Below are 18629 nucleotides of genomic sequence, written 5' to 3' on the forward strand. Positions count from 1 at the left end.
GCCTACACCTCTCCTCTTTCTCAATCAACTTCATTTTTTATTACCTTTGCCGCCATGAACACAAAAGCGTATACCATTACCTCTGCTTTGCCCTATGCTAATGGGCCATTGCACATAGGTCACCTTGCCGGGGCCTACTTACCTGCCGATATTTTTGTCAGGTATTTGCGCATGCGGGGGAATGATGTGCTTTGGGTGTGTGGGAGTGATGAACATGGAGCAGCTGTTACCTTACGAGCAAAAAAGGAGGGGACCACACCAAAAGCCATCGTCGATCAATACCACATTCAAATCAAAGAAACCTTTGAGCGCTTTGGGATTGATTTCGACATATACCACAGAACCACAGAGCCCCTTCACCATAAAACTTCGCAGGATTTCTTTTCGGTCCTGTATGAAAAAGGAGCATTCGTCAAGAAAACTTCTGAGCAGTACTATGATGAAGAATATGATCAGTTTCTGGCCGATCGCTATATCAAAGGGACCTGTCCCAATTGTAGTTATGAAGCCGCTTATGGAGACCAATGTGAAAACTGTGGAACCTCTTTAAGCCCTACTGAATTGATCAATCCCCTTTCTACCCTCAGTGAAAAAACTCCGATTTTACGCGAGACGACTCACTGGTATCTACAGCTCGACAAAGCCCAACCCTGGTTGGAAGAGTGGTTGCTGGAAGGAAAGAAAGGGAAATGGAAGAACAATGTTTACGGGCAATGTTCCTCCTGGCTCAAAGAAGGCCTCCAACCCCGGAGCATGACGCGCGACCTGGATTGGGGGGTAGATGTTCCGTTGGAAGAAGCCGTTGGCAAAAAGTTGTACGTTTGGCTGGATGCGCCTATAGGCTACATTTCAGCTACCAAACAATGGGCACTCGATAATGGAAAAGACTGGGAACCCTATTGGAAAAGCCAGGACAATCCTGAAGATGATCGGACCTTGATCCATTTCATCGGAAAGGACAATATCGTTTTCCACTGCATCATCTTCCCCAGCATCCTCCACTTCCACGAAGGATATCTCTTACCGGAAAATGTTCCGGCCAATGAGTTCCTCAACCTGGAAGGAGATAAGATGAGTACCTCCCGCAATCATGCGGTTTGGGTACATGAATTCCTGGACGAATTTCCTGGAAAGAACGATGTGTTGAGATATGCGCTTTGTTCCATCCTGCCAGAGAATAAAGACAGTGATTTTACCTGGAAAGACTTTCAGGCCAGAAATAATAATGAACTGGCGGCCATCCTTGGAAATTTTGTAAACCGCATCATTGTATTGACCAATAAATACTATGAAGCTGTTTTGCCAGCAGAAATAGATTATAGTGGAAATCCTGCAATCGCAGAAGCATTCAAGCAAATCGATCAACATATCGCCCAGCTGGAGAAATCCATTGAGACGTATCGCTTCAGAGAAGCTTTGACGGAGTTTATGAATGTGGCTCGGGTCGGGAATAAATTCCTCACAGACCAGGAGCCCTGGAAAAAGTGGAAAGCAAGTCCTGAGGAAGTTGCACCGATTTTGGCTGCTTCTCTTCAGATCATTGCGAAATTGGGGATACTGTCTAAAGTTTTCCTTCCGGAAACAGCAGACAAGATTTTCAATCTGCTCAAGATCGATAAAGATGCTTATAGTTGGGGCGATTTGGGAAGAACAGATCTCATTCAGGCAGGGCATCAGATATTCAAGGGGAAAGCGGAGATTCTCTTTTCTCAAATTGATGATGCAGTTGTCGAAGCCCAGCTCAAAAAGCTGGAGGACGCTAAAAATATAGCCACTTCCAATTTCCCGCCTTCCAAAGGGGAAATTAGCTTTGATGATTTTCAGAAAATGGACATCCGTATGGGGACCATTTTGGAAGCGCAGAAAGTACCCAAAGCAGACAAGCTACTTCAGTTTAAGGTGGATACGGGCATTGATGTGCGTACCATCGTTTCCGGCGTAGCTAAATACTTCAAACCGGAAGATTTGCTTGGAAAGCAAGTACCTGTTTTGGTGAATCTCGCTCCTCGCAAAATCCGAGGCGTTGTCTCTCAGGGCATGATCCTTTTTGCAGAAGATAGTTCCGAAGAACTCCACCTATTAAACCCTCTCAAAGAGATTGAGTCGGGTTCTATGGTGAATTGATATCATGTATTTTTTCCTAGGCGCTGATATCAGTCAGCGCCTATTTTATACACAATCCCGTGTCATCCCGAGCCCCGTCGAGGGACCTAATTCCTCTCTCTCATTTTTTCCCTCAACCCAATATTGGATTAAGAAAGGAGGAAGGGAAGATATAGGTCCCTCCACTTTGGTCGGGATGACACAGATTGTGGAAGCCAAAGCCCATGCTACAAGCACTCAAAAATCGATACTTCATCGCTTTTTTGCTGATTACCTTCATCAGCAGCATAATCATAGGCTTTAGTATAGCTTATCATTTCTACTACCTTTTCCCCAATAGCCATAGCCTCTTCCAAGTCAGGCACAATCATTTCCAACATCTCGAACTCCACACAGACAAATGGAACTATGAAGAAGGAGAGCAAATCGCCATCTATGCTAGTGCTGCTGGAGAACAAAAGGCGAAACTGATCTGTTTTGATCCCATTCAAAATGATACCCTCTTTTCAGAAGAAGTACATCTCCCTTTTCAAAAAGTAGCAGACAGAGTTTCCGTAACGGGTACAGACTGGGAAAAAACACTTGCGCTTCCTATCCCCTCAGAAGTTTCGACTGGCTGGTACCTCATCCAACTCAGCAATCAACGATTCAAGCAAACAACATCTGTATTCATTAGCCCAAAAGTAGAACAGATCAAAAAACCCATTGCCCTCCTCCTTTCCACCAATACCTGGAATGCTTATAATCATTGGGGAGGACAATCCTTATATAGCGCAAACCATACTCCAGTTGTGAGTTTCCATCGCCCACAATTATTGGCAGATCCCTTCATCTCAAATACCTATCCTAATCAGCAGCTTTATTATCAGGCAGCCAATATGGATCTTCCCTTGGCAAAGCTTCTGGATTCTGCAGGAATCGAATTTGACGTCTATGCCATAGAAGAGCTTCATCGTTCGCCAGATAAACTGCGAGAATATGAAAGCCTTGTACTCAGTACGCATCCGGAATATTGGACGGAGCAGATGTTCATCCATCTGAATACTTGCCTGGACTCGGGATTGAACCTTATCAATCTGGGAGGAAATACAGCTGCCTGGTACAGCGAATTGGATCTGGACGAACGAAAACTGGAAGTTCATAAAGGAGTTCACAGTTATTGGCGGGAGAAAGACAGCACAGGCCTACGACCTTTCGGTATACAGGAAACTGCCTGGGGCTTTCATTCCTTTGGGCCTTATCAGGTTTTGGAGGATACTTCTTTTGTGTGGGCGAATACGGGATTGAAGCAAGGAGATCTCTTTGGGGAAATCAGTGAAACCTATGATTACGCCTATGCCTATGCAGGTAAATGGGAACTCTTATTATCTCTTTTTCGAAAAGGGCGAAAAGGTGCAGCTGCCGGCATGGAAATCGACAAAGTATTTCCCGGCACTCCTGCGAATTGGATCAGCCTTGCCCGCGGATGGAACCAACAAAGAGACGGAGCAGGTATTGTCCTCAGCTCAGCAGATATCAAAGAATTGGAAGAAAAACCTTTAGGGGCAGATCTGGGTTATTATATACATCCGGGAGGAGGCATGGTCTTTCAAACGGGGAGTCTGGCTTTTTGCGGAGCAATCCCATATGATCGCAGGATCAGGCAGATGGTATTAAATGTACTGGGAGTGCGCTAGTGTTCTGGGAATTGAAGATGATTCACGAAAAAATGCCACTCTCTTGCGCACTTGAACGCAAGAACACTTGAACACATGCAAAAATCCCGTATTTTTGCCACAAATCATCCCATATGGCCAAGATTGTAGGAAGAAAGAAGGGAAGCGATAAAGTTTCCGTTACGAATGCTGAGATACAAAAAGAGGAGGTAACACTCCCCGACTTCAATATAGATCAGGTAAATACTTTGATCGAAAATCGTCGATCAATTTTTCCCAAAGACTATTCAGGAGAAATCATTCCGAGAGAGAAGATTGAGACGCTTTTGAAAAATGCACATTGGGCGCCTACGCATGGAAAAACAGAACCCTGGTTTTTCAAAGTCTTTGCAGGGGAGGGATTGAAGAAGCTTGCCGAAGCTCAGTCTCAAATTTATAAAGAGTTGAGCGGAGATGCTTTCGAAGAAAAGAAATTCAACAAACTCGCCAATCGTCCGCTTCAAGCCTCACATGTGATCGCTATTTGCATGAAGCGCGGCAGCAATCCCAAAATTCCTGAACTGGAGGAAATCGAAGCGGTAGCCGCGGCTGTTCAGAATCTTTGGCTTAGTGCTACTTCTATGGGATTGGCCGGATACTGGTCCAGCGGGGGAGTTACCTATAAAGATGAAATGCGTGACTGGCTCGGATTAGGAGCGGAGGACAAATGCCTGGGATTCTTTTACCTCGGCATGCCGGCAAACGGCTGGGTAAAACCTCACAGACAATCGGGCTGGGAGACTAAAGTTGAGTGGGTGGAAAGCTAATTCTCCTTATTTGATAATTTTTTTGTGGTAATAGGAATTTCCCGAATAGAGTCGAAGAATATAGACTCCAGGCGGATAGCTATGTAGATTGATTTGCAATTCAGCCTCTAAAGCTCCCAAATTTCCTTGATGCACCTTTTGACCACTTATATCTATAATTTCCAGACTGATTTCCTGTATGGGTGCGGGATCTATACTGAGAAAAATCATTTCCCTTTCCCTATCCTGCCCAAGGCTTATAGAATATTGACTTTCAAGATCATTGTCGATAGATACTGCCTCTAAAAAACAGGTATCGGAATAGAACCAAATGTTCGGATGATAATAAGCCGTATCTCCTTTATGAATACATCCCGTTTCGACCTCAAAATAATAATTGGCCCCAGCTGCCAATATCCCATCTAAAGATCCCATACCTTCAGCCCAAATAACGGCATCCAGATAAAGTCCAGGATCAAAAGGAAAATTGAGAGGTGTGAAGAAAAAGACTTGCGCACTGTCCGCTTGATAGCTGCCTCTTTCTTTTTCAATATCAGTATGCTGAAAAAATTGGCTAAAGCTAGGCTTGATTGAATCCAGTACCATGAGAACATCCGGAGGGAAAATGTCGGGAAAAACCGGATCAAAATTCCTAACCATTACCGTATCACCAATACTTAGGCTAAAATCATAGAGGAGGGCCTCTGTATTGAGTAAGATGGAAGCGGAGGTGTCAGCTTCATAAACAAAAACTTTGCGGTTTAGGCTGTCTTCCCGTAGAAAATATTCATTTGCCCCATAATCATTGCCTCCATACCATGTACGAAAGCGATAATAATCCTGCCCATTAATGCAAGTATCCAAAGAAAGGATTTCAGCATGAGCAGCAATTTCTCCAAAGCCGTTGAAAATAATTACCCAGCTGCTTGTATCGCTATCACTAAAAATAGGTAGGTAAGAAGATTGAGATTTGCATAGGAAAAAATGCAAAGCAAAAAGCAGTAGTAAACTGATCCTTTTCATGTTGTGCGTATGTTAAACAGGTTCTTATTATCGAAGCAAAGTACTTATCGTATCCACATGCTTCTGACGTTCTTCAGATTCCTCGATCAGGTATTCCTGTACATTAAAACTTCCTTTTTCTTTAACCCGCACATAAGTCCCGTCTTTCTGAAGGTAGCGGGACTTCACATCATCTTTTATCATCTGCCGCAATATTCCCAGCACCCGGGATTTTAGTTCCTCATCCTCCACCGGAAATACCAATTCTACTCTACGGTTGAGGTTACGTTGCATAAGGTCCGCACTTCCCATGTAGATTTTCACGCCTTCCTGGGATTTGAAATAAAAGACGCGAGTATGCTCAAGGAATCTACCTACGATGCTTTTCACCCGAATATTTTCACTTACTCCTTTTATCCCCGGCTTCAAACAACAAATACCCCGAATGATCAGGTCAACTTTAATCCCCAACATGGAGCATTTATAAAGTTCCCGTATCATATCCGGATCCACCAAAGAGTTCATCACCATGATGATGCGTGAGGGTGATTTTTCTGAATGATATTTGCGAGTCTCCTGGATCATATTTCTCAATCCCTCCCTTAAGCTGGAAGGAGCAATAAGAAATTTGTTCCAATTCTTCTGCATGGAATAACCTGTCAGTAAATTGAAAAGACCGGAAGCATCTTCTCCCATATCCTTATCGCAGGTCATCAGGGAAAGGTCGGTATAAATACGAGCCGTTTTCTCATTATAATTACCCGTACTCAGGTGGAGATAGCGTCTGATTTGATCTCCCTCTTTCCGCACGACCATACATATTTTACAATGCGTCTTTAATCCCAGAACTCCATAGACAACATTTACTCCGGATCGATCCAGGTCTTTCGCCCATTCTATATTATTCTGTTCATCAAAGCGAGCCTTTAATTCTATCAAAGCTGTTACTTGCTTTCCATTTCTCACCCCAGCTTTGAGGGCTTTTACAATGGAAGAATCCCCACTGGTACGATAAAGAGTTTGTTTGATGGCTAATACCTGAGGATCTTCAGCAGCCTCTCTTACAAAATCCACGACATGCTGAAAAGAATCATATGGATGATGAAGAACAACATCTCCTTCGGATAGCGCATCAAAAATATTAGCTCCCTTGATCACACTGGGATTGAGGGCAGGATTGAACGGCCGGTCTTTGAGGTCGGGGAAATCCAGCCCCATCATACGCATAAAGGCAGAAGCATCCAGATAGGTTGGGATCTCATAAATCTCATCCTCCTTCAGCTCTGTAATTTTTCTGAGAAATTTCCGATTGGAATTGCTCATTTTGGTACTAATCTCCAATCGGATTATGGTTCCCAATCTTCTTTTCCGCAATTCTCTTTCCACCAGTTTCAGCAAATCATCTGCTTCTGCTTCCGCCAAATCCAAATCAGCATTTCGGGTGATTCGGAATTCGGAGACATTGAGGATTTTCATATTGGGGAAAAGCATGCGGGCATGATTGTGGATTAAATCCTCCAACATGACAAAATCTCTTCGCCCGTTCTCCGTAGGCAATTCAATAAATCGAGGCAATGTAGAGGGAATATGTACCACCGCGATTTTATTGTCCTTCCGATAGGGAGTCCGTAATTCTACCATCAGATTTAGCCCCAGACTCTTGAGTTGGGGAAAGGGATGGGTAGGGTCCACCGCCAATGGGGTCAGGACCGGATATACACTTTCTCTGAAATATTCTGTAAGGAAATGTTTATGATGCTTGCGAAGGCTACTCAATTTTCTGATACGAAAGCCCTTCTTGCTAATCTTGGGAAGAATATCATGATTGAGGACCTTATATACCCTTGCGACACTGCTATGTACAAGCTCAGAAATTCTGTTCAACTGCTCTTGTGGGCCCAGACCATCAACAGGAATATCCCTGACTCCCGCTGCTATTTGTTCCTTCAGTCCTGCAACCCGGATCATGAAAAACTCATCCAGGTTAGAGAAGAATATGGCTACAAATTTCAGTCTTTCAAGTAAGGGGTGATCGGTATCTTCAGCTTCTTCAATAACTCTGTCATTAAATCCCAGCCAACTCAGTTCCCGATTAAAGTATAATTTGGGGTCCTTTAGATTCATTTACAATATAAAATAAGCAAGCCAAGGTGCTGTTCACAACCTTTTCTTCAAAAAATGGCACTATGCTTTATAAAGAGTGTAATCCAATATACTATTATTTTTTCATTGTTTGTACATTTGCAGCATGCGGTATCTCTTGACTATTTATACCCTTTTCTGTTTAATCGCCTGTAATTCAGATAAAGAAGAACTCAGAAAGAGTTTACCCTTGCGTACAGAAGACAGCGTTGCGGTAGAATCATTTGGGGTGCGCTTCCTTTTCTCTGACTCAGCCAAGGTTACAGCAGAACTATATGCCTCACATGTCATGGAAGTTCAAAACAGCCTGGATTTCAAGGATGGCAAACAGGATGCCCTCTTCAAAAAAAATATAGCCAAAGCAGTCGACCATATTTTAAGTACAGACAGAGGAGCTGAAGACTTTACCGCTTTGGTTATGCAGGAAGCTATGCGGCTTATGCCCAAACCCAAGGAAAAACCTAAAGAAGAACTGGATGAAGGCGGGGAAGATGAGGATAAAGACAAGAAAAAGACCATAAATAGTCCCGTCACTCCCAACAAGCCCAAAACCCTTCAGTATATGGAGGATAGTGTACATATTGATTTTCTGGATCGTTTCGGTCGGCCCCACAGTTTTATCGAGTCTAAAAGCGGTATTTATAACCAGGATGACGAATGGGCCGTATTGATCGAAGATGTAATTCTCAAAAATGAGAAAGGAGAACGATTAGAAACGATACAATTGTTTTGGGATAAAGAGATTGATTCCGTCTATACACATACACCGGTCAAGATTACAACTCCGGACAAGATCATCACAGGTAGCGGAGGAATGAGATCTACTACTTCTTTTGACTCCTATGTAATTTTTGGTACCTATGGAGAGGTAAGCCTTAATGCTGCAGAAGAGAAGAAAGAAGCGCCTAAACCAAAACCTACTTTAAAGCCGACCCTAAAACCGGCCGCGATCAAATAATTGCGTGTAAGCCCGCAATAACGTAACATTGCTATATGAAATACTTCGAATATGTCTACCTGATCCTTATGGTCATGGCCCTGGTTTTCCTCTCAAAGGAGTGGGAGACTTTACCCGGTCAAAGCAGGGTCATGCTGTGTATAGTCACAGGGATATTCGCCTTTATGTTCTCATTCAGACGTACGCAAAGGATAAGAGCCGAGAAAGCCTGGGAGGCAGAATTGCAGGCGACGGAGGAAGAAGCTGACGAAATAGAGGAGGAGATTTGATACTTGCATTTTCCATAGCGCTCCTTATGCTGGCCCTTTCCTTTTTCTTTTCAGGGATGGAAATTGCCTTCATTTCTTCCAGCTTGTTAAAAATTGAGCTCAAAACTGCCCAGGGAGATCGCGCAGCGCAATTGCTCTCCAATTTTAAAAAGAAAAGCTCCCAAATTCTGATCACCATCCTCATTGGCAACAACTTTGCCCTGGTAATCTTTACCCTGATGGTGGATAATATAAGCGAGCCTTTTATAGGGATAGATCCGGAAGAGTTCTATTTGACCTTTACCCTGATCCAATCCCTCATTGCTACCCTGATCATCCTCGTATTTGCTGAATACATTCCCAAAGCAATCTTCCGGAGAAATGCAGATCGACTGATCTTTCCGCTGGCTTTCGTTCTCAATTTCTTCTACATCTTTTTCTATATCCCGGTCTGGGTTGTAAATCAGGTCTCAAAAATTCTACTTAGGGTCTTTTTCAGGGTTACCACAGATGACCGCATAGTAGAGCTTGGGAAGAAAGACCTGGATCATTATGTGCAGGAATTAGTCGCTGCCAGTGAAACCCTTCCCGTAGAAGATTTGGATACAGAAATGCTGAGTAATGCCCTTGCCTTCAAGGACACCAAGGCACGGGAATTTATGATTCCACGTACTGAGATCATTGCCGTTTCCATCGATACTCCTATTAGTGATCTGATCGATCAGTTTATAGAATCTTCTCTTTCAAAAATTGTGATTTATGAGGAAAGTCTCGACCAGGTAGTAGGATACGTACATAGCAACACCCTTTTCAGCAAACCCGAGACAATCAAACAGGTTCTACAGTCTGTCATCATCGTTCCGGAAACCATGTCTGCCGATGTCTTGTTGCTGGAGTTCACCAATGAGAAAAAGAGTATTGCGATAGTCGTTGATGAGTTTGGTGGCACCTCAGGCATGGTGACAATGGAAGATTTGGTTGAAGAAGTATTTGGAGAAATTGAAGATGAACATGATTCTGAGGCAGAAACCCCTGATGAGCCTGATCTGGTAAAAGAAATGCTGGATGATGGTGCTTATCGCCTGGGAGGAAGACTGGAGATTGATGATATCAATGAAGAATTTGAACTGGAGCTGCCAGAAGAGGAATACTATACTACGCTGGGAGGATTGGTTACCTATATAGCCGAAGAGATACCCGAAGCAGAAGCAAACATTGAGGTTGGAGCCTATGTCCTTACGGTCGAAGAATCCTCAAGCACCCGAGTCATTTCCATTTTGCTTAGAAAAAAGGCGGATTAGAATTAAGGGACCAAACACACTTGTCATTGCGAGCCCTTGACCAGGGCGCGGCAATCCCCTTCATTCAAAATAGCTATTTGTATTCAAGGGGATTGCTTCGCCTGTATCACAGGCTCGCAATGACAGCTATGCTGATCGGGGATTCTCAATGACAGCTTGTTTAGATTTTCAAAAAAGGAAAGCTTTATTTATCCCTTAGCCCTGTAATATTTCCCCAAGCCAAGCTACTAATTCAACACCTCAAACGTTTCAAGAGAAAATCTGCAAAGGCTTCCTCATTAATGATAAATGAACCGCTTGATTTTCAAGCCTCAGGATATTAGAAAAGTTCTGTGGATTAAGCAGGCTCCAATTTTGAAATTAAGTCGGAATCCCCGTAATTTGCAGGGCTAAAAATCTACCTTTGGGGAAGATTTTTTCATTGAAACCTAAAAGCATTAAATAAAAAACGTATATCAATGTCTGCACTGAGTAGGATTAGAAATAACATTGGTCTGGTAGCGGTGGTGATCTTTGTGGCCCTGGCTGCATTCATTTTGACAGATTTTCTGTCTGGTATAACCAGCATTTTCAATACACCTCCTCCTGCCGCTGTAGTGGCTGGTGAGGAAATTACAAATCAGGATTTCGAACAAAGAGTTTCTGAGGCGATGCAACAATACCAGGGAGCTGCCTATAATGACGCTTTCAACGGACAAATCAGAGACAATGTCTGGAACCAGATCGTTCAGGAAAAAGTTTTCGAACAAGAGTTCGATAAGATTGGCCTGGTTGTAACGGATGATGAATTGATCGACATGATGGCAGGAAACCACATTCCTCCCAGCGTTATTTCCGGATTCTTTGGGCAAGACCCAAACAATCCTAATATGGCTTTCATCAGACAAGGGCTCAAGCAGCTCAAAGAAAGTCCTAATGGACGTGCTGCTTTGAAAAGCCTGGAAGACTTCCTGCTGAGAAGCCGTCCTCAGGAAAGATATTCTAATATGGTTCGGAGAAGCTTTGTTGGCTCAAACAGAATGGCTGAGCAGCAATACTTCGACCAAAATAAAACCGTTGATATCAGCTACCTGAGTATTCCTTACAGTAGCATCATTGATTCAACCATCAATGTAAGCACTGCTGATATTGACAACTACATCTCTGACAATCCAGCGAGATTTGAGCAGGATGAAGAAGCTTATGTACGCTATGTCAATTTTGATGTAAATCCCAGCTCAGAGGATAGCGCAAACGCAAAGAATCGTATTGCTAAAATCATTACTTCTTTCTCCAATGCTGCCAATGACAGTATCTACACCAGAGGAAGAATCAGAGCGCCATATTCCAACACATATAAAGCGATCAGCAATATTCCTGCTTCTATCCAGGACATGGTTTTGGATGCTGAAGACAAAAAAGTATTTGGACCTATTCAGGACGGAGCTTACTATAAGCTTTACAAACTGGTAGGAACCGAAACTGCTGATAAGCCATCTGCTGCTATTGATCACATCCTGATCACGGCAAACGGAAATACAGCTGCTGATACAGCCACGGCTCGTAGCAAAGCTGCTGATATTGCAAGACAGGCCCGTTCCGGTTCTGATTTCGCAGAATTGGCGATAGCAAATTCCAATGACCCCAGCACAAAGAATATTGGGGGAAAATTAGGATGGTACAATAAAGCCAGATTTGATGATGACTTCAACGGTGCTATCGAATCTGCTTCTGTAGGAAGTATCGTAGGACCTTTGAAAGGACCTGGAGGATTTCACGTTGTGAAGATCACCAAGAAAACCAATAAGACTTTTAACATTGCTGAGATTGAAGAAGAGATCACTCCTTCTTCTGCAACTAAAAAGCAGGTATATCTGGCCGCTAACCAATTCGTAAAGAAAGCCAAAGACAATGGCGATCTGAATGCTGCGGCAATTGAAAACGGAACAAGTGCAAGAGAGACTGCTGGTCTTTCTGCCAAAACTTATAACATTCCCGGTCTCAACGGAGGTAGAAACCTCGCTGTTTGGGCCTTGAATACCGATATCGGTGAAATCTCTTCTGTACTAAAAATCAATCAGGATGAAAAGTACGTAGTCGCTCAGGTGGTAAGAAAGTATGATGAAGGCCTAAAGTCTTCAGCAGAAGTTACGACGCGCGAACTCGTAAGAAGAGAAGTGAGAAATGATAAAAAGGCTGCTCAGATTAGACAGTCTTTGGGAGATATTAGTGGAAAGGACTTAAACAGTCTCAAAACGGCCTATGGTGCTGCAGCTGTAGTATCAACAGCAAATGGGATCAGTTTTGAAAGCAACAGCGTTCCCGGAATTGGTGCTGAACCACTGGTGATCGGAACTGCACTTGGATTGGCTGAAGGAGGAATGAAACTCGTTGAAGGAGAGAATGGAATCTATGTGATTCAGGTTAGCAAAATCAATGAGCCTGCAGCTCCTGATGCAACTGCCCTGGCTGCTCTTAAATCAAGCTCAGCTCAGCAGGGAGGATTCGGTATCCAAAACAAGATTGGACCTGGTCTGGTTGACATCGCTGACGTAAAAGATACCCGCGCCGCTTATGAGTGGTTGGTTCAGCGTCAGAGCAGCAGAAACTAAACAGAACATAATTCTAAATATAAAGAGGCGGCATGTATTCATGCCGCCTCTTGTTTTTTTGTGCAAGCTTCTCTGAATTTGATTAGTTTTATCTTTTAAGCGAAACTCAAATTTCACCAATCTATGAAGCTTGATATCTACCAGGTAGATGCCTTTAGTAAAAAGGTTTTTGGAGGAAATCCCGCTGCAGTCTGTCCCCTGGATGAATGGATACCTGATGAGGTCATGCAATCCATGGCCCTGGAAAATCAACTTTCAGAAACTGCATTTTTCGTTCGGGATGGGAATGAATTCAACTTGAGATGGTTTACCCCGGCCTTCGAAATTGACCTCTGCGGGCATGCTACCCTCGCAAGTGCTCATGTTTTGTATCAACATCTGGGACATACAGGCCCTATTGTATTCCACACCCGCAGTGGAGCTCTTTATGTTGAGCAAAAAGAAGATAAATACTTTATGAAGCTTCCCAGCAGACCCCCAAAAAAAGTTCCGGGTCCTGCAGATGTGGAAGAAGCTTTAGGCATAAAACCTATAGATATAAGAATCAGCAGAGATTACTTTTTTGTATTTGAGCACGAACAGCAAATCCGGGACATGCGACCCAATTTCGACCTCATCTATAAATGGGAAGAGGTCGTAGGCGTAACCGTATCCGCAGCCGGTGAAAAAGCCGACTTCGTTTCCCGCTTTTTTGCTCCACGCGCCCAAATCAACGAAGATCCCGTAACGGGTTCTGCCCACTGCAATCTCGTTCCCTACTGGTCCGAAAAATTAGGCAAGAAAAAATTATACGCAGAACAACTTTCAGCCAGATATGGCGAACTCTATTGCGAAGATCTGGGGGAGCAAATCTCCCTGGGCGGAAATGCCGTAACCTTCTCTAAAGGAACAGTAGATCTTTCATCTGTTCTTTAAGTTCCCAAATACCCAAATGATGAAAAGATTTATACTACTACTCGTTTCTTTTGTAATCCTGATTCCAACACAGGCTCAATTACTCTCTCCAGATGATACAGAGGGAGCCCTGAGTTTGCTGACAGAAAAGAGGAATACCCTTAGCAAGGCAGAAGGTCCATTATCTGCAACTCGTGTCGCAGACATGCTTAAACTGGGCATGTGGGAAGAACTGGAAGGAGAATTAAAGAAAAAGAACCTGGCGCCTGAGCTTCTGCTACAAAAGGTTCATTTCCTCATGCTAAAAAACCGATTTGAAGAAGCAGAGCAGATTCTAAAAAAAATGAAATCGGGATCTGCTTCAACGGAAGCCTATCGTCTTTTACAAATTCAGCTTCTGACAGAAGCATGGGAACTCAAAAAGGCGGAACAAGCCTGCATAGATATCCTCAAGCAATCTCCGCGCTCCGAAGCCACCGTTCTCCAATTGGGTAGCATTTACGTACTGCAAAAGAATTTTGATAAGGCTTTGGCGCTTGCTAAGCAGGTTCAGGAGTGGAATGCCGAAAATGCAACTGCCTATCTACTCGAAGCAGAAGCTTTACTTTGGAAAAGAGAACAGAAAACTGCCGAAGAAGCCCTTCGCAAATGTCTGGAACTGGATCCCTTCAATGCAGATGCGCGCTTCTATTATGGATATGCCATTTGGAGAAGAGTAGATGCTACCCAATTACCAGATATGGCTGCACAGTGGAAACTGGCTTTGGAGGTCCAGCCTTTACACTACCTCACTCACTGGCATTGGGGAAATGGACATACCCAACTGACCTATGCAGATTATGCGCAAGAGGAAGATAAAGAAGTCCGAAAAGCCTTGAAAAAAGCCAATAAAGCTCTGGGCGATGACAATGCTAAACTTGCCCTCAAACTGGCTCAGGGAATCAGTAAGGACTATCCGCTGTCAGTCTTACCGGATATGTTCAAAGCATCCACCTATTATCAGTTGCAAAACCCTGATTCGGCAGAAAGTATTTTCCTCCGTATCCTGAGAAGAAAAGAAAATTATGGTCCGGCGCATAATGGATTGGCAGCTGTGATCAAGCAGCGGCGATTCCCTTATCTACAATACAGCGACTCCCTGGAAAAAGAGATCAAGCAAAGTCGCATCGAAAATGAGGAGCAATTTTTCAAGGTTTTTCCGGATCTCGCTTTCTATCCGGGAGATCGAGTCAGCCAGATGGTTTATCAGCAGCTGTATACGGGAGTAGTCTACCTTCCTTTTCTCGAAAAGCTCAATCGGAAATTCGTCATCCCGCCTTTGCATGTAGATTTAGCAGAGGCTATGGGCAATTCTTATTTCCGCGGAGGAACTACCTTTGACAATCGGCAATGGATGGATATCCGAGGGGTAGGAAGCGGAGCGACAGGCATAGAATATGTCGAAAGAGGCGCCCATTTAGAACGAAATGTTACCCTGCATGAATATGTTCATCTTTTCCACGGAAGCATATTCAGCGATGCAGAAATGCGGGAAGTCAGGAAGCGCTATTACTATGCTATGGAAAATGGCTGTACCCTGGATTACTATGGCGCTAATAATGAGTTTGAATACCTGGCTCAGGCATTTCCTGCCTACTTTATCCCGATAAAAGTCCACCCCCTCAATCACAAATCCATGAATACTCGGGGAGACCTGCAAAGCAAAGATCCCCTGATGTTTGCCTTCGTGGACGGCCTGGTCAAAAAACATCAGGCTTATCTGAATGGAGATAAAACAGCCATGGCAAGCAATTGGGCTAATGTTTATATCCAACTCTCTCAAAGAGTCGGGAGAATGGGCTTTGATTCCCTGCAAGCCCAACATCTGGCAACAGCATTGTCCTGGGATAGCACCTATGTTCCGACCTACCTGGCCTATGCACAAGCCTTCAGTAGCCATCAGGACTTTGATAGTGCAAGCTTCTATCTGGATAAAGCCCTGGAGTTAGCCCCTGATTTCGCCCCTAGCCAACAAGCCTATGCCCGATGGGAAATGAGTCGCTTCCAAAAAGGGATTACCGAAGAACTACAAACAGTAAAATCTCAAAAAGCCTATTATAAAAAAGCCGAGGAACTCGAAACAGATATAGGATTGCGTCCCAGGCTCAATCAGGAGATCAGACAGTTTTATCTCTCCTTTGGTTTGATCGCGGAGGCTATTGAAACAGCTGAAGCCTATGTTTCGGAAGCACCGACTATCAGTACCTACCTCAGGGATAGCAGGGATGCTACTGAAGCTTTTGTTTACGAGCAAAAAGGTATGCTGGGCTATCAGGAAAAGTCTCTGGAATTTTTCAAGAATCTAGTAGCGCAAAAACCACAAAATTATCAACACAGAATCCAGTATGCCCGGGTGCTCCTGGCCAATGAAGAATTAAGCAAAGCCAAAGAAATTCTGGAGGAAGGAAATCGAATCCTTTCTGCTTCTGGAAATAGCAGATCAGACTATCTCATCGAATTGGCAAATATTCATTTGAGGGAAGGGGACAGCCTCGCTGCCCGAGAAATCCTTGCACCCGTTTTGAATAAAAAAATTCGAAATCGCAGCAATCCCTATCAATGGATACAAACCCTGATTGATCTCGGAGAAATCAATCAGGCAGAAGAGCTATTTCGTAAACAAGACCTTCCTCGCTTACCCTTTGAAAAAAGTCAATATTTGTTGACCGCAGCGAAAATGGAAATGGGAAGAGGCAATACGGAACTCGCACAGCTAACCTTACAGGAAGCCGTCAAAAGCAATATTTATAATTTCAAGGCTCGTTTTTTATTGCTGGAACTGCTTGATCCGGAAAAAGATTATTATCAGATCAGGAAACTGGCAAACCAGGGTAGACTCTTGCCTGTCCCTCCGGCAGGAGCTATCAGAGAGAGATTGTTGACGTATTTAAAAGAAAAGTAGAAGCTTATTTTTGTAGATTTTTCTGTTAAAAATGGAGGTAAATGAGTGGAGATGTATTTCCCTCTTTTTCTAAAAAAGAGGCCTAATGAATCCTGGGTCCCAACTGTAAAGGGGCCCACCTATAAACATCGATTTTTTAGGGGAAATTCCTCTTATCTCAGGACTTTTTTGCCTTTGAGAATCCACTGGCTCCACTCTTGATTAAAGCCATGGACATTCTCGGTATTGCTTTGATTTTCATCAAGCATATTTTCACCCTTATTACTCCAGTTAAAAATTCCTCCATAGAGGTTGTACACATGGGTAAATCCCATTTCCTGAAGTTTTTCCCCTATGCGCTCGCTTCTGTATCCGACTGAACAGTACACCAAAATCGGCTGATCCCGAGGGGTATCCCGTAAGGCATCCGCATTAAAATTGTCATAGCCCACGCATTGTGCATTGGGGATATGGGAAACCTTGAATTCTTTAACCTCCCGGGTATCCAGAATCAAGTATTTAGATGCATCTTTTTTGTTAAACTCAGCCGGCGTCATAAGAGGTACAGTATAGGAATACATGCCATCCAGCATAGAGAAAAAATCCTTTTCTGTTTTTTGAGCCATAAGAGCCTGAAAGGCAAATGATAGGAAGAGGATAAAAATTCCGAATCTTTTCATGATAAAAGCTTTGCCCAAAGTTTATAAAAAATATGCGAATTACTCGTCTTCTGAAGGACAAATCTATCTCTCAGTCGCTAAAACTCTCCTTATCTTTGACGATCTACCGCTTCTTTCTCCTCTTTCGTTAGCTGCTCGTATAAATCCGGATAATATGGTTGGGTCTTGAAATACTGAATCAACTCACGATCACTGATATCAATCTTTTTCGCACGCAGAATCCCCAACATCATAGGAATCCAGTTCTTGGGTTGATACAAAGGTTTTACTCCCGCAAGGGAAGCTTGCCCTTTAGCTGAGCCCCGATAACTACCTCCTCTGCTTTGAAAAGCACCAATTTTCTTTTGTCCCAGTGCAGTTGGATTATATCCGGTAGGCATAGGACGTTTATCATTATTCGCAAAATAAATAGGAGGAGCTACTTGTTTAAACTCCTTGATACGCCTTCTTTCAGCTGTCGTTATGTACTGAGTCGTTTGGACGAAAAGTCTTTGCGCAAAGACCTTAAAGGCTGTCACATTGGGACCATACTCTTCTCCACTTGCATAAGGAACATCCCGATTCACATTTTCAATATATACCGTTCCTCCTGCTTTGATGTAATAGCCTCTGAGGGTATTTTTATCCAATCTCATTCTAAGGGGGGAAATGGTTTTTCGCACCAATTGCTTATCTCCCGGTTCTAAATAGGAGTAAAACTGATCAGGAAGCCATTCCGTCCTAAATTCAACCATATGAGAGTGGGCATTATATCTGCCATATTTAACAAGAATGTGCCGAACAAATATTTTGTAGAATGGCTCCATATTTTTCTTGCTCAGGTGCTCATCCACAAAGGCCACCAAATCAGGATCACTTTCATGATTACTCAATAGCATAATCTGCTCGAATATGGATTCGAGGGTTTCATTCATTGCCTGAACCTGATTACTGCTATTTCGTCCTCTATCCATATGAAACACACCGCTTCTGGGGGTTTTCAGGATAAAGTTCTTTTCATAAAAACTGATACTCCCATAGGAACCAAAATCAATGATCAAGGCATCACTTTTATGTTCGAACTGGCCTTTTAACTCACAATAGGAAGATAGCCGGAAGCGATTGTCCGGACTTAGGGGATAGTCTCCCAATCGCTCATTGATAAGCGATTCAAGGGTTCTAACCTTGGGTTCTTGATGTTGTGCGATGGAGGAAAGATTTAGAGCTATGTGTGCAAAAATCAGCAGGAGCACCGCATGGATTTTCATATCAAGAGAAGCTAGGTGTTATGCTTGGATAATTAAGTACTACGAAATTTCAAACTAAAGTACTAATTTTCTACCCTCAGTGCAAGCTGAGAATCATGAACTG

The 18629-nt window shown here is 43.3% G+C and carries 13 protein-coding genes; 9 read left to right on the top strand and 4 right to left on the bottom strand.

What is annotated here, in order from left to right; translation table 11 throughout:
* The first annotated feature begins 54 nt into the window (after window positions 1-54).
* The 3 genes from metG to R8P61_21695 all read left to right on the top strand — a co-directional run bounded on the left by metG (window position 55) and on the right by R8P61_21695 (window position 4564).
* On the top strand, window positions 55-2124 hold the full coding sequence (gene metG / locus R8P61_21685; GenBank protein ID MDW3649697.1) for a methionine--tRNA ligase: 2070 nt from the start codon (window positions 55-57) through the stop codon (window positions 2122-2124).
* 203 nt (window positions 2125-2327) lie between these two features.
* Window positions 2328-3779 carry a DUF6605 domain-containing protein gene (locus R8P61_21690; GenBank protein ID MDW3649698.1) on the top strand — a complete coding sequence of 484 codons (1452 nt, stop codon included), beginning with the start codon at window positions 2328-2330 and terminating at the stop codon, window positions 3777-3779.
* Window positions 3780-3892: 113 nt separating this feature from the next.
* Entirely contained in the window at window positions 3893-4564 is a 672-nt protein-coding gene (locus R8P61_21695; protein MDW3649699.1) for a nitroreductase, read from the top strand.
* A 6-nt stretch (window positions 4565-4570) separates the two neighbouring features.
* Here R8P61_21695 and R8P61_21700 read toward each other — a convergent pair whose 3' ends face one another.
* The gene (locus R8P61_21700; protein MDW3649700.1) at window positions 4571-5566 is read right to left on the bottom strand and encodes a T9SS type A sorting domain-containing protein; all 996 of its coding nucleotides are present in this window, start codon (window positions 5564-5566) and stop codon (window positions 4571-4573) included.
* A gap of 27 nt (window positions 5567-5593) precedes the next feature.
* Window positions 5594-7669: a polyphosphate kinase 1 gene (gene ppk1 / locus R8P61_21705; protein ID MDW3649701.1), complete on the bottom strand. Its 2076-nt coding sequence runs from the start codon at window positions 7667-7669 to the stop codon at window positions 5594-5596.
* Between the two features lie 124 nt (window positions 7670-7793).
* On the opposite strand from ppk1, the gene lptC reads away from it, so the two are divergent.
* The 6 genes from lptC to R8P61_21735 all read left to right on the top strand — a co-directional run bounded on the left by lptC (window position 7794) and on the right by R8P61_21735 (window position 16620).
* Window positions 7794-8645 (top strand): LPS export ABC transporter periplasmic protein LptC, encoded by an 852-nt coding sequence (gene lptC / locus R8P61_21710; protein ID MDW3649702.1) that lies wholly within the window; start codon window positions 7794-7796, stop codon window positions 8643-8645.
* Between the two features lie 35 nt (window positions 8646-8680).
* Complete coding sequence (locus tag R8P61_21715; protein ID MDW3649703.1) at window positions 8681-8914, top strand: hypothetical protein; 234 nt, start codon at window positions 8681-8683, stop codon at window positions 8912-8914.
* 26 nt (window positions 8915-8940) lie between these two features.
* Complete coding sequence (locus tag R8P61_21720; GenBank protein ID MDW3649704.1) at window positions 8941-10194, top strand: hemolysin family protein; 1254 nt, start codon at window positions 8941-8943, stop codon at window positions 10192-10194.
* Window positions 10195-10652: 458 nt separating this feature from the next.
* A complete protein-coding gene (locus tag R8P61_21725) occupies window positions 10653-12785 on the top strand; it encodes a SurA N-terminal domain-containing protein (protein MDW3649705.1) in 2133 nt (710 codons plus the stop codon).
* 123 nt (window positions 12786-12908) lie between these two features.
* Window positions 12909-13700 (top strand): PhzF family phenazine biosynthesis protein, encoded by a 792-nt coding sequence (locus R8P61_21730; GenBank protein ID MDW3649706.1) that lies wholly within the window; start codon window positions 12909-12911, stop codon window positions 13698-13700.
* Between the two features lie 19 nt (window positions 13701-13719).
* Window positions 13720-16620, top strand: coding sequence for a hypothetical protein (locus tag R8P61_21735; protein ID MDW3649707.1), 2901 nt, complete (start codon window positions 13720-13722; stop codon window positions 16618-16620).
* 152 nt (window positions 16621-16772) lie between these two features.
* On the opposite strand, the gene R8P61_21740 is transcribed toward R8P61_21735, so the two are convergent.
* Both R8P61_21740 and R8P61_21745 read right to left on the bottom strand, forming a co-directional pair.
* Entirely contained in the window at window positions 16773-17279 is a 507-nt protein-coding gene (locus tag R8P61_21740; GenBank protein ID MDW3649708.1) for a rhodanese-like domain-containing protein, read from the bottom strand.
* A gap of 89 nt (window positions 17280-17368) precedes the next feature.
* Window positions 17369-18526: a hypothetical protein gene (locus tag R8P61_21745; GenBank protein MDW3649709.1), complete on the bottom strand. Its 1158-nt coding sequence runs from the start codon at window positions 18524-18526 to the stop codon at window positions 17369-17371.
* Between the last annotated feature and the right edge of the window lie 103 nt (window positions 18527-18629).

It is taken from the genome of Bacteroidia bacterium (assembly GCA_033391075.1).
Taxonomy (GTDB): Bacteria; Bacteroidota; Bacteroidia; order J057; family J057; genus JAWPMV01.